At 51.5% G+C, this 13339-nt stretch carries 10 protein-coding genes and 2 tRNA genes; 6 read left to right on the forward strand and 6 right to left on the reverse strand.

Annotated elements, in window-relative coordinates:
* The first annotated feature begins 216 nt into the window (after positions 1 to 216).
* A tRNA-OTHER gene (locus ACVA53_RS11935) sits at positions 217 to 321 on the forward strand.
* A 194-nt stretch (positions 322 to 515) separates the two neighbouring features.
* A tRNA-OTHER gene (locus ACVA53_RS11940) sits at positions 516 to 620 on the forward strand.
* A gap of 90 nt (positions 621 to 710) precedes the next feature.
* Here ACVA53_RS11940 and ACVA53_RS11945 read toward each other — a convergent pair.
* Both ACVA53_RS11945 and ACVA53_RS11950 read right to left on the reverse strand, forming a co-directional pair.
* Positions 711 to 1574, reverse strand: a complete 864-nt coding sequence (locus ACVA53_RS11945) for a TraB/GumN family protein (protein WP_255040975.1) — start codon at positions 1572 to 1574, stop codon at positions 711 to 713.
* A 139-nt stretch (positions 1575 to 1713) separates the two neighbouring features.
* On the reverse strand, positions 1714 to 4698 hold the full coding sequence (locus ACVA53_RS11950; RefSeq protein ID WP_446505220.1) for a heavy metal translocating P-type ATPase: 2985 nt from the start codon (positions 4696 to 4698) through the stop codon (positions 1714 to 1716).
* 175 nt (positions 4699 to 4873) lie between these two features.
* Here ACVA53_RS11950 and cueR point away from each other — a divergent pair, with 175 nt between their 5' ends.
* Positions 4874 to 5266, forward strand: a complete 393-nt coding sequence (gene cueR / locus ACVA53_RS11955) for a Cu(I)-responsive transcriptional regulator (RefSeq protein ID WP_446505221.1) — start codon at positions 4874 to 4876, stop codon at positions 5264 to 5266.
* 78 nt (positions 5267 to 5344) lie between these two features.
* Here cueR and ACVA53_RS11960 read toward each other — a convergent pair whose 3' ends face one another.
* The 3 genes from ACVA53_RS11960 to tesA form a co-directional block, all read right to left on the reverse strand.
* Entirely contained in the window at positions 5345 to 6199 is an 855-nt protein-coding gene (locus tag ACVA53_RS11960) for a co-chaperone YbbN (RefSeq protein WP_255040978.1), read from the reverse strand.
* A 593-nt stretch (positions 6200 to 6792) separates the two neighbouring features.
* Positions 6793 to 7629, reverse strand: coding sequence for an SDR family oxidoreductase (locus ACVA53_RS11965; protein WP_446505222.1), 837 nt, complete (start codon positions 7627 to 7629; stop codon positions 6793 to 6795).
* 47 nt (positions 7630 to 7676) lie between these two features.
* Complete coding sequence (tesA, locus tag ACVA53_RS11970; protein WP_446505223.1) at positions 7677 to 8276, reverse strand: multifunctional acyl-CoA thioesterase I/protease I/lysophospholipase L1; 600 nt, start codon at positions 8274 to 8276, stop codon at positions 7677 to 7679.
* Between tesA and ACVA53_RS11975 the strand changes: the two genes are divergently transcribed.
* Both ACVA53_RS11975 and ACVA53_RS11980 read left to right on the forward strand, forming a co-directional pair.
* Complete coding sequence (locus ACVA53_RS11975) at positions 8275 to 8949, forward strand: ABC transporter ATP-binding protein (RefSeq protein ID WP_255040981.1); 675 nt, start codon at positions 8275 to 8277, stop codon at positions 8947 to 8949. The two genes, tesA and ACVA53_RS11975, sit on opposite strands and share 2 nt — an antisense overlap.
* Positions 8946 to 11402: an ABC transporter permease gene (locus tag ACVA53_RS11980; protein ID WP_446505224.1), complete on the forward strand. Its 2457-nt coding sequence runs from the start codon at positions 8946 to 8948 to the stop codon at positions 11400 to 11402. The genes ACVA53_RS11975 and ACVA53_RS11980 overlap by 4 nt, the downstream gene beginning before the upstream one ends.
* Before the next feature lie 78 nt (positions 11403 to 11480).
* Here the strand turns inward: ACVA53_RS11980 and ACVA53_RS11985 are convergent, their stop codons facing one another.
* The gene (locus ACVA53_RS11985; RefSeq protein WP_446505225.1) at positions 11481 to 12389 is read right to left on the reverse strand and encodes a TIGR01777 family oxidoreductase; all 909 of its coding nucleotides are present in this window, start codon (positions 12387 to 12389) and stop codon (positions 11481 to 11483) included.
* 214 nt (positions 12390 to 12603) lie between these two features.
* On the opposite strand from ACVA53_RS11985, the gene ACVA53_RS11990 reads away from it, so the two are divergent.
* Complete coding sequence (locus ACVA53_RS11990; protein WP_446505226.1) at positions 12604 to 13338, forward strand: DUF1538 family protein; 735 nt, start codon at positions 12604 to 12606, stop codon at positions 13336 to 13338.
* The last annotated feature ends 1 nt before the right edge of the window (position 13339 follow it).

Genomic DNA, 13339 nt, shown 5'->3' on the forward strand with positions numbered 1-13339 from the left:
TCGAATCCCTCTTCACCGACCACTATATAAAGCCTCAGTCGAAAGACTGGGGCTTTTTTCATTTCTGTAGCTGTTGAATAGCGCCGTTTGGTCGCGCATCTCTGCTCTTAGGTATGGTGGACCAGAGGGTCGGGGGTTCCCTGATTCCTTATCTTGGCCTCTTCACCGACCACTATTTAAAAATAGTGGCAAGTTCATACAGCCATTATTTATCGTCGGTGAATAGCGCAGCTTGGTAGCGCATCTCAGGATTTTGAGAATAGCGGACCAGAGGGTCGAGGTCTGGAAGCCCAGTCGCATCGAATCCCTCTTCACCGACCACTATATAAAGCCTCAGTCGAAAGACTGGGGCTTTTTTCATTTCTGTAGCTGTTGAATAGCGCCGTTTGGTCGCGCATCTCTGCTCTTAGGTATGGTGGACCAGAGGGTCGGGGGTTCCCTGATTCCTTATCTTGGCCTCTTCACCGACCACTATTAAAAAATAGTGGCAAGCTCATACAGCCATTATTTATCGTCGGTGAATAGTGCAGCTTGGTAGCGCATCTCAGGATTTTGAGAATAGCGGACCAGAGGGTCGAGGTCTGGAAGCCCAGTCGCATCGAATCCCTCTTCACCGACCACTATATAAAGCCTCAGTCGAAAGACTGGGGCTTTTTTCATTTCTGTAGCTGTTGAGTAGCGCCGTTTGGTCGCGCATCTCTGGCCCTTTTTTAACCGCAAGAACCCTGCTCGCTTTGGCTCAGCTGCTTGATTGAAAAGCCCTGTTGCTTGAGCAGCTCGGGAAGCCCTTCCTCTCCTAATAGATGCATCGCACCGACCACGATCAAGAACTTGCCCCGCTGATACGTCGGATCGTTTGTTAGTTGTTTTGCCCAGTCGTGGTTGCGGTCGTTGATAAGGGCAGCGTCGGTTTCGTCGGTGTACTGGCTGTCATCAAACAGGGTTGCGAGCTGTTGTTGATCTCCGGCCTGCCAGGCACTGATCAGACAAGAGAGCTGATTGGTCATCTCTTCCCACTCATTGACCGTCGTCATCAGAAGATCTTTACCGTGATCATCGAGTTGCTCCATCAAACGTAGTTGCTGTTCGATGCTTTCCAGCTCGAGGATAGGCATCTGTTTGGCCTGGGCGCGTTTGAGCAAGGTGATATCAATGCCTCTATCTGGACTCAGCCCAGCTTGCTCGGCCATCTTCATCTGTAGGCTGATGGCTGCCAACCAAGGTGGCGAGCTAAGCAGTGGTGAAGACGATATCCCAGCTTGTTTGGCAGTGGCAGCAAGCGACTGTTTCTCACTGTCTGTCAGCATCTGGGCCGTTGTTGCGATTGCTGGGTTGAGTTGTGCCGAGCTAGGTCTGAGGATATTGGCCTCAACGACGAGGGCATCGGCACTGTCCCAATGGGTGGTAAACGCTGTCGGCAGGGGGTAGAAGTTATCGTCACCGGCATGGATTGAGCCCAGGATGATAAATTGTCGATTGGCATTTTCAGCTTGCCAAACTAGAGGCTCGGCAACAACGCTGGTTGCGATGAAAGGCAGAAGTAACGCTGTATGGGTGAAGAGTGATTTCAGCATAGTGATCCTGTGAGCTGATATAACCAGTGATCTGTTTGTTATATCAGCTCATGACAGGGTCGGGTAGGCCTATTTTGGCTGGAGCCAGAACCACCAGACAATAAAGGCAATGGCAAGGGTGCCGATAATAGCGACCATGTTAACTCTCCATCTTAGGTTGTAGTCGGGTACCTGGTCGGTCTTCGCCATCAGGTTTGAATAGCCTTAACCGGTTGGCATTGCTGACAACGGTAATGGAAGACAGTGCCATGGCGGCACCTGCCACGACAGGGCTGAGCAGCGCGCCGGTGAACGGGAATAGGATCCCTGCTGCAATCGGAATACCCAGCGTGTTATACACAAAGGCGCCGAACAGATTTTGCTTCATATTTCGGAGCGTTGCCTTAGAGAGTTGCAATGCATCGGGTACACCATGGAGGGAGTGACGCACCAGAGTCAGCTGGGCACTCTCAATGGCGACATCACTGCCACTGCCCATTGCGATACCGATATCGGCTTGGGCTAAGGCTGGGGCATCATTGATGCCGTCACCGACCATGGCAATCCGTTTACCTTGTTGCTGGATCTTTGCCACTTCGCTGGCTTTACCGTCAGGCAGTACACCGGCGATGACATGGTCGATACCAGCCTGTCTGGCGATGGCATTGGCGGTTGTTGGAATATCACCCGTGAGCATGATGACCTCAAGGCCCATCTTCTTCATCCGTTTTATCGCTGCCACCGAATCATGACGGATCGGATCACTGACGGCCAGTAAGCCTGCCAGTTGGCCATCGACGGCAACATATATTGGCGTAGCCCCTTGTTCGCTGGCACTTTCGGCGGCTGAATTTGCGAGTACGAGAGCGATCTGGTGCTGGGCCATTAATTTCTGGTTGCCCAGTAACACGCTGTGGCCTGACACTTCGCCGCTGATGCCAAAGCCGGGCAGGGCCAGAAAATGTTGCTGCGGCTCTAGGCTGAGTGCTTCTGCTTTGGCAGCGTTAACAATAGCGGTTGCGAGGGGGTGCTCGGAACCTTGCTCAAGACTGGCTGCCAGTGTCAGCAGTTGCCCCTTGTTGAAGCCGTTATAACAGTTACTGTCGACAAGCGCAGGCTTACCTTCTGTCAAGGTACCGGTTTTGTCCAGCACTACAGTATTGATATCAGATGCGATTTGCAGCGCTTCAGCGTTACGGATCAATACCCCGTATTCAGCGGCGCGGCCAACGCCCACTGTGACCGACATCGGGGTCGCAAGACCCAGAGCACAAGGGCAGGCGATGATCAGCACGGTAGTGGCTGTTACCAACATATAGACTGATGAGGGTTCAGGTCCGAAGTAGTACCAGATCATGGCCGTGATGATAGCAATGATCATGACGGCTGGTACGAAAATAGCTGAAATAGAGTCTGCTAATCGTGCTAGTGCCGGCTTACTGCTTTGCGCTTGGCGGACCAACTCAATGATCCTTGCCAGCATAGTGTCGCGGCCAATTTTTTCTGCGGTAAACAGTAGGCTACCGTGCTGGTTGATAGTACCTGCATGGAGGGGATCGCCTGCTTTTTTATTGGCCGGGATCGGTTCACCGGTCAGCATTGACTCATCAATATAGCTTTGTCCGTCAAGGATAGTGCCATCGACTGGGACCTTGGCTCCGGGATGAAGACGCAAGACCATGCCGGTACGGACATCGGCAAGGGGGACTTCCCGCTCTTTGCCATTGTCCATGATGATGGCGGTTTGCGGCTGCAAATCCATTAGCTGCTCAAGTGCTTTGGAGGTCCGGCTGCGGGCACGAGCTTCCAAGGCATGGCCTAGGGTGATCAAACCTAAAATCATTGCCGAGGCTTCGAAATACACATGTCGGGCCTGCATCGGCAACCAGTCCGGCACCAGTACCACCAACATCGAATACAGCCAAGCCGCACCGGTTCCCAATGCAACCAGAGTGTCCATTGAAGCACGATGGTGCTTGAAGGCTTTCCAGGCATTGACGAAGAAATGCCTACCGACAGTGGCAAGCAGTAATAAAGTGATAAGACCAATGGCTCCCCAGCCTAGCTGGTCTGCTCTAGAGGTGATCATCATGCTGCCGCCAAATACTCCCCACGCCATGAGCGGGCCACCGACGGTCAGTGCAATATAGGCATTCTTGATATGCTGGCGGTAAACCTGTTCGTTCTGGGCCTGCTGGCGTTGACGACGTGTGAGTTCATCTTCTGATAGTTCAGCTTGATAGCCAGCATCTTCAATAGCTTGAATGATCAGATTACTTGATGCGCTACCGCTTACCAGCGCGGTTCTTTCGGCGAGATTGACACTAGTGGATGAGACGCCGGATACGCTGAGAATAGCTTTCTCGACAGAGCTGACGCAGCTGGCACAGGTCATACCCGACAAGATAAATTGTTGAGAGGTCACCTCGTCATTCTTTGTTGCATTGTCATTCTGTGACTGGCTGGTTTGCTGTGGGTTGCTGGTAGGTATGTCGTTTAATACCGCTTCAGGATTAACACTGATTTTGTTAGCAACACTTTCGCTTGCTGGCGAGGCGCTAAACCCAGCCGCTTCAATCAAACTGATAACCTCAGCCTGTCCCCGTGAGGTTTGTATGCTGGCATGGGTTTTGGTCACGGAGAAGCTTTCAATATCGGCGTGCTCTTTGAGCAAGGTTTCGACTTTGGCGACACATTTACCACAGCTCAGGCCCGACAGGGAGAGCTCGTAAGTGCGAGACGTAAGCTCAGATTGTTTTGTCTCATAAAAGGGCACGCTGAAGCCGAGTGATTCTATCAGCGCAATTAACTTCGGTTCAGGTAAACAACCGGTAGCGCTAAGCTCGGTCTTGCTGACGTCTGCTGAAAAGATCTCTGGGAGGCTGTCCAGTGCATCCTTGACCTTGCGTACACATTTGCCGCATGACAGGCCAGCGAGTGGTAGCTGGTAGTGGTAGCCTGCTTCGTATCCAAGCTGGGTGATGGCATCGACTGCCGCCTGTGGAGCAAAGTCGCCCCGTAGGTTAGCCCGCTCGGTATTGACATCAACGGACTCGATGCCCGGAATTTCAGTGAGGGCCGCTTTGATTTTATTGGCGCAATTCATGCAGCGCACTTTGCTTAGCGATAGGGTTAAGTCGACCATATTAAAGCCTTACTGGTGATACAGTTTGATTCACTTAAATCTATCTTAAAGCTTCCATCAACTGGAAGGTCAAATCATTTTGAGGTTTATCAAGAAAAGCGAAAATGGGCTTGTCACTGGCTCTAAGACAGCGAATACTAATAAGTATAACCTTCCATTAGCTGTAAGGATGAGTATGAATATCAGTGATGTCGCCCAACAAACCGGACTGACAGCCAAGACTATCCGCTTTTACGAGGATAAAGGCATTATTTCCCCCCCGGGCCGGGCGGCAAATGGCTATCGCCAGTACAGTGCCAAGCATATCGATGAGCTGCATTTGATCCGGCGCTCACGTTTGGTGGGCTTTACTTTGGATGAAGGCCGCGAGCTACTGGCTTTTTCCCGCGATCCACAGCGGCGCAGTGCCGACGTCAAAGCCAAGGCCGAACAAAAGCTGGTCGAGATTGACGAAAAGATCAAAGAGCTGCTGGAGATGAAGCAGACTTTGGAGAGCCTGACCAAGCAGTGTCCGGGTGATGAGGGGGCGAGTTGTCCAATTATTGAAGGTCTATGCCGCAACGGCTGAGAAAAAGATAAGGCAGGGGTATATCCCTGCCTTGTTATTTCTGCATTGTCATCACTGGCTTCGAGTGGCTGTATGTACTCAGTAAAGCAGTGAGTAAAGTTGGCGGCGGTATTTGCTCGCCACAGCATTGCCTTGGCCAAGGGCTGCTAGAATGTCCATCATGCTCTTTTTCGCGGCACCATCGGCAAAGTTCATGTCTTGACGAAGTAGCTTGATCAATAGTTCCAGCGCCTCTTCTGCACGCTCAACTTGGCTATATTGCACTGCCAGTTCAAAGGTAATATCACGATTGTCAGGTTCAGCCGACAGTTTTTCTTCCAGCAGGCGGATTTCCGGAGAGTCGCTGGCTTGCTGGTGCAATTCCAGTTTCGCCATCAGGCCCTTGTACTTGGCATCTTGATCTTGCATTGGGATAGTGGCAAGTAAGGTTTCTGCCTCGTCAAACTGTGAAGTCCCCAGGAGGCATTCGGCAATTGCCAAGTTGATCACGCTGTTCTGAGCAAACTTAGTTGCCAGTTCACGCAGTACTGGCAAGGCTTCGTTGTACTGCTGGTTGTCGACTTGCTCCAAAGCCGCTTTTAAGGCGAGTTCTTCAGGGCTTGGAAGGTGTTTAGCCAGCATCTCGGCAAGGCTTTGTTCGGTTTGCGGCCCGGCAGCGCCATCAACGGGTTGGCCGTCTTTAAACACGGCGACTGTCGGTAGGCTACGTACACCAAACTGTCCTGCAACCATTGGTTGAGTTTCGCAGTTAAGGGTCGCAAGAGTGACCTGGCCTTGATAAGACGCTGCCAGCTTTTCCAAAATTTGATTAACTTCAGCAGTTTCAGGCATTGATGGGGCCCAAAAACTGATCACGACAGGGGTCTGCATCGATTGCTCGATCACCTGCTGAAGATTCTGTTCATTCAGTTCAATGGCTAGTTGGTCATACATGGGTTTATCTTCACTCCCTGGACTTCTGAAAAAGCGCGTAGGCCATAAATATCTTTGTTGAATTAGTTATGGGGGGGAAGGTGTGAATTTTCAAGGTGGGGCAGTGAGATGGTACTGGCAGGGATAAAATTAATCTGGGTAGGAGTGAGTCAATGGCGGGTCTTGAGTCAATACAGCAGAGGCTGGTGAAACCGGAGCGAATAAAAATGGAGAGCCCGGCTCTCCAGTTTTATTGAAACGTTAACAGCAATGCGAGTGTCACACACACACAAAGCATATTTATTTGGCGTAATGTCATTGTCACACCTTTCTTCTTTTTTTGTTTCGGAACGGTTATGGATGAAAATGAAGGTCTGTAGGGAGTAACCTTTAATTTACACTACAAGCTTAACCGTGCCGTGTGACATAAATATTACATTTCTTGTTTTTTTTGGCGGAAGCATTGTTTCCGCCCGGCAATTCCGTGTTTTTAAAGGTTTGTTCTTCCCCGATGGTGCTTTTTTGAACCCAGTTACTTATAACTAGCTATTTTTTATGAGGGTTTATTGAGCACCATTAACCTTGGCTATCATTGGGCTAAGGTGTTCAGTGTGTTAATCACTTTTGATTAACAGGGCGTCGAGCAGCCGAGTTGGCAAAATACGGCGTAGGAAGCCGAAAATGTATGTTGGCTGAGTAACATAGTATCGGGCTTTTGGCTCAGTGGTTTCCATGATGGCTTGTAATGGTTTCAAAACGGCCTCGGGGCCAAGGGTGAATTTGCCTGATGGTGACTTTTTGCCCAGTCGGCCTAGGGTGTTCTGATAGTTGGCCAAGTGGCGGGAGTTAGGCATATCGATGTATTGCTCGAACTTTACCTTGGCGTTGGCCCTAAACTGGCTATCAATCGGTCCGGGTTCAATCAAACTGACTTTGATCGGTGTATTGGCCAATTCTAAGCGCAAGGTATCGGTATATCCCTCGAGGGCGAATTTACTGGCATTGTAAGCGCCGCGGTATTTCATCGCCACGAGCCCGAGTACAGAACTGTTCTGGACGATTTTTCCGCTGCCTTGTTGCAGCATTACAGGGATAGCCTGTTTCGTCAGGTGATGCCAACCGAAGAGGTTGCTTTCGAACTGCTGACGCAGGGCGTGGGTTGGCAGATCTTCAAGGGCGCCGGGCTGACCGTAGGCGGCGTTGTTGAACAACACATCCAATGTGCCACCAGTGATGGCAAGCATATCGCTAAATCCTTGCTCAATGGAGGCTTCGTCATCCATGTCCATCAGCACACAGTGCAAGCCTTCCTCTTTTAATCTATCGACATCGCTTTGCCGACGGCAGCTGGCAACAACGTGATGGCCTTGTTGATGGAGTGATTTTGCGCAATGGTAGCCAATGCCGCTGCTGCAGCCGGTGATCAGAATACGGAGTGTGTTATTAGGCATCGTCGGGAGCATTCCTTGTCAAACGGATCTTTGGTGAATTGTGTTTGTTAAAGGTGTGGGACAATTTCTTTGGCCATGAACTCGGCTATCCAAGGTTGAGCGTCGGGTTTGGGGTGTAAGCCGTCATCCATCATCCACTCCTGCTTGAGAATAATGTGTTCGAGGAAAAAAGGCAGCAGTGGGATCTCCAGTTGGTTGCTGATATCTTGATACACTTTTGCGAACTGATCGCTATAGCGCTTGCCATAATTAGGCGGTACAAATATTTGCATCAACAGTGGATAAGCCCCAGCTTGTTCAATCTGGGTGATCATTTCACCCAGATTATTGCGTATAGTTGTAGGAGGAAATCCTCTAAGCCCGTCATTGGCACCGAGCTCAATCAAGACAAAGTCTGGTTGGTGCTGCTCTAGCAGAAGGGGAAGTCGAGCCATCCCATTGCCAGTGGTGTCACCGGAAATACTGGCATTGATGATGGTGACGTCGTGGCCATATTTTTCAAGCTCAGTATCTAACAGGCTTGGCCAGCTCTGCTCAGCCTGCATTTGGTATCCGGCACTGAGGCTGTCACCCAGCACGACAAGGGTTGCAGCAAAGGTCTGCTGAGTAAAAACAAGAACAAAAATGAATGAAAGGAATCGCATCATGTCTACATCCGTGATTAAAGCTGAATCAGTGTCCAAGCAGGTGACGACAGCATCATCGTCACTCACCATTTTGCAGGATGTTTCGCTCGAGGTCGAGCAAGGCGAGGCAATTGCTTTGGTCGGTGTGTCAGGGGCAGGTAAGTCAACCTTGATGACCTTGTTAGCCGGTCTTGATATTCCGAGCCAAGGGAGTATTGAATTATTAGGCAAGCCTCTGGCAGAGATGGATGATGAAGCGCGAGCAGCACTGCGTAGTGACAGTATAGGTTTTGTGTTCCAGAGCTTCTTGTTGATCCCTTCGTTATCGGCACTGGAAAATGTGATGTTGCCAGCCATCATCAAAGGCGAAGAAGCCGATGAAGGGCGGGCGCGTGAGCTGCTTGATAAAGTTGGGCTAGCTGGGCGGGAAGTGCATTTACCAGCACAGTTATCCGGTGGTGAACAACAGCGGGTTGCGTTGGCAAGAGCATTTATGACCCGTCCCCGAGTTCTGTTTGCCGATGAGCCAACCGGTAATCTCGACCAACATACTGCCGCTACGATTATTGAGCTACTGTTTGCCCTTAACCGCGATCACGGTACAACTCTGGTGTTGGTGACCCATGATCCGCAATTGGCACAACGCTGTGATCGGACCTTGACGCTGGAAAGTGGGAGCTTGGTAGCCGCATGACAGAAATGACTGATATTCAATCTGAGTCTTCAGTAACGAATCGCTCGATGCTACTCAAATGGAGTTGGCGCGAGCTTTGGCATGGCCAATTATGGCCAGTGGCCGTTGCCCTGACTTTGATTATTGCCTGCGTGTTTGCTCTAGCTGCATTGGTCGTTAGGGTTGAGAAGATCATGGTTGATCAGGGGCGATCCATGATTGCTGCTGATTTGGTGTTCCGCTCGGCCAACCCTGTTGAGACACCAACCTTGGAAAAGGCTGAGCAACTTGGGCTGACTGTATCCCAGCAGGTTCGTTTTGGCACCATGGCCTTCAGCGATGAAGCGATGCAGTTGGTCAGTGTCAAAAGTGTTGAAAGTGACTTTCCGCTTCGGGGTGAGCTTGAATTGCAAAGCCCAGTTGACACTCATCATCAAGTCCAGCCCGGCGAGCTGTGGTTGGCTGAACGGTTGTTTGATTTATTGAAGGTCAAGCCCGGAGATGTATTGGCGATTGGTGATGCCGAGCTAACGGTTAGCGGGACGATAGTACAAGAGCCAGAGTTATCGTTTAACCCCTTTAGCCAGATGCCTGCGGTACTGATCCACGCCGACGATTTGGAAAGCACCGGCGCGATCCAGCCGGGAAGCCGAGTGCAGTACCGGGCCTACTTCACCGGCGCAGATAGCCAGCTCAAAGCGTTGCAGCAGCAGATAGAGCTTGAGCCCGGACAGCGCTGGTTGAGCGAAACCTCGCAGGGACGTACCGGTGATGTGATTGAAAAAGCCCGCCAGTACCTGTCGCTCACCCTGATATTGGTGATATTGATGGCGACAGCGACCTTGGTGCTGACTTGTATGCATTATGCCTCAACTCGAACCGAGGTAGTGGCGATGATGAAAAGCCTCGGTGCGAGCCGCAAGTGGCTATGGCAGTGGCTTGCGCGCCAGTTGACCATGCTGTTTGCCCTGGCTCTGGTTGCCGGAATAGCCATCGGGGCTTTATTGGAATATTTGCTGCGGGTCCCATTGGTGGATGTGTTGCCAGAACCTCTGCCAGGGATCGGTTTTACGCCGCTGGCAGTGAGTGTATTGGTTGCTTTGCTGGTCGCGATACCCGGGATGGGGATCCCGCTGTTGCGATTGGTCGATGCGCCCGCTATTTCGGTGATCCAGCGGCAGGAGAATTGGCCGAGAAATAATAAAGCTTATCTGCTGGCACTGTTGCCGCTGGTCGCTGGTCTGTTTTGGTTAGGAAGCAACGGATTGATGTGGCTAACCCTATTGGGGCTGGCAGCGATCCTTGTCATTCTCGCCGTGTTTGGCGTCGCCATTGTACGGGGGCTAAAGCGGGGGCGCTGGGGACCAGCAATTACCTTGGCGCTAAGCCGAATAAACCGTAGTCCGATGGCGACAGGGGCGCAGTTGGCTGCCTTGACTAGTTCGTTGATGCTGTTGTCGGTGATCTGGTTGCTTCGTTCCGATTTACTGGCGGACTGGCAGCAGACTTTGCCTGCCGATGCGCCCAATGTGTTTGCTCTCAATATCAGCCCGGAGCAGCAACAGCAGTACTTGAACGTTCTGGATCAGCAGCAGGTGATGCGCTCCGATAGTTATCCGGTGATCCGTGGCCGGATAACCCATATCAATCAACAGGATTTGTTGGAAAGGGCCCAGCAAGGCAGTCAAGAGCGTGACGAGTCGCTGCGCCGCGAGCTCAATTTTACTTGGCGTGAGTCCATGCCGGTTCATAACGAATTGACAGCCGGAGAATGGAACAAGGAAAGCGGGGTTTCGGTTGAGTCTGGGATTGCCGAGCGACTGGGGATCACCGTTGGCGATGAGCTGGCGTTTAACGTTAACAGCCAGCCTTTCAGTGCCAAAGTGACCAGTATCCGCGATGTTGAATGGCGTAACATGCGACCCAATTTCTATTTTATTTTCACACCCGATGTGATGGCCGAATTGCCAGCCACTTGGTTGGTCAGTTTCCGTGTCGAGGCTGATCAGGAGACCGTGGTTAACCAGCTTGGCCGGGATTATCCCACGGTAACCTTGCTTGATTTGCGTACCATGGCCACCCGTATCCAGGGCATCATGCAGCAGGTGTCGTTGTCGCTGTCGGTATTGGCGGGGTTGGGTGTGGTCAGCGGGCTGCTATTGGTAATGACCTTGCTGCGCTTGAGTTTGGCCCAGCGGCGGGATGAAATACGTTTGTACCGCACCTTGGGGGCCAGCCGTAAAAGGGTATCGGCCACGGTATGGGGGGAGTATGGCATTATGGCTTTACTGGCTGGCGTAATGGCAGCGGCTGGTGCTGAATCGGTGGTTGCCGCTTTGGTGAAGTGGGGCTTTGAGCTCCCTGTTAGCTGGCACCCGGGGGTGTGGTTGGTTGTGCCTTTGCTGTCTCTTCTTTTGGTGGTGCTGATCATCCGCTCGATGATCAATAGCCTGCTGTTACCTGTGCGTGGTTGAGCGACTCGCGGTAATATCCCTCAGGCTCTCCTTACTGTTTATGTAAAGAGAGCCTCTTATCAGGTGGAGGCGAAAAGATTAAGCCGCAACAATGTTCTTGAGGGCCGAATCAATATCTCGATAGCTGAAATCAAAGCCGAGTGCCTGTAGTTTTTGCGGGATGGCACGTTGCCCTTCCAAAAGTAGGGAGGATGCTTCGCCAAGTGCCAATTTAAGTACAAAAGCAGGCGTGAACAGAATATGCGGACGACGCAGGGCCTTGGCCAGAGATTGGCTGAATACCTTGTTGGTCACTGGTTCGGGGGCCGTTAGGTTGAATGCGCCAGTGGCAGAGGTGTTGTGCAGCAAAAAGACAATCGCGTCCACCATATCCTGCAAGTGGATCCAGGGCGTGTACTGCGAACCATTGCCGATCGGTCCGCCAAGTCCCAGCTGGTAAGGTGGCAGCATTTTTACCAATGCGCCGCCATGTTTACCTAGCACAATACCGGTACGCAGCAGGCAGACCCGGGTCTGATCACTGCAGGCTTCATTGGCAATATCTTCCCACTGTTGGCATACATGGTGGGCGAAGTCATCGTGGTTAACATGATCGCTGATGGTAAATGACTCGTCGATGACCGTGTTTTGCTGGTCGCCATATATCCCCACAGCCGAACCGCTGATAAAGGTATGGGGTGGTTGGTTGCCGGCTTGTATCTTCTTGACCAATTGCTCTGTCAGGTCCCAACGGCTGTGGCAAATTTTCTTTTTTTGCTGCGGGCTCCAGCGTTTGTTGATTATGGGCTCGCCAGCGAGATTAATGACGGCTTCAAAATTATCAAGGTTTTCGAATTGGTCCAGAGAGGCAACGGCGTTGATCCTGCTGCCGAGGTTTTGGCTGGCTTTGGTCGGGTTGCGGCTCAATACGGTGATGTCATGCTCTTTTAGCGCATTGATTAATGCCGAGCCGATGAACCCGGTCCCGCCAGTCACTAATATTTTCATGCTGCTCCTTTATGGCTGTGCCTGCCAAACTCAATGGTGTTTACCCCAAAGATATAAGTATAGCTAAACCAAGAGCTTGTTATCCCCTCCTTATGACATAAGGTTATGTGTGCTAGCTCTCGTGTTGGTACATAAAAGCTGTGTCTAATTGTTAATGGGGAGTACCTTGAAGGTATACCCTTTTTCTAATGCCGGGATACAGTCAGGAGGTGGAATGACTTTTTTGCTCGCCCTGCTGAAATCTTTGTTGTCTAGCCTGCGTGACTTATTGCCGATCATCTTGGTGATCAGCTTCTTCCAATTGGTTGTTCTTCAGCAACCGCTGCCACACCTTGGCCCGATCCTGGTCGGCTTGGCGTTTGTCGTGGTCGGGTTAACGCTGTTTGTATTTGGGCTGGAGATGGGACTGTTTCCTATCGGCGAGTCGATGGCCCGATCCTTTGCCAGCAAGGGCAGTGTTTGGTGGCTGCTATTGTTTGCCTTCTGCCTCGGGTTTGGAACAACGATAGCAGAGCCTGCGCTTACTGCCGTTGCGGCTGAAGCGGCTAAAGTCGCTGCCGAGGGGGGCCTGATCGCCCCGGATGCAATGAGCCAGTTGGATTATGCGACCGGTTTGCGCCTAACCGTTGCTTTATCGGTAGGGATTGCGATTATGCTTGGGGTGATACGGATACTAAAGGGCTGGCCTATCCAATGGATGATTATTGGTGGTTATCTGTTGGTGATGATTATGACGTGGTTTGCGCCAGCGGCCATTGTCGGAATTGCCTACGATTCTGGCGGGGTGACGACATCAACCATAACCGTGCCTCTAGTGACTGCGCTAGGCGTGGGGTTGGCATCATCGATCAAGGGCCGTAATCCGATCGTTGACGGTTTTGGCTTAATTGCTTTTGCCTCGCTATCGCCCATGATATTTGTCATGGCCTACGGCATGTTGGTGCATTAGG

The sequence above is a fragment of the Photobacterium sp. DNB23_23_1 genome (assembly GCF_052873815.1).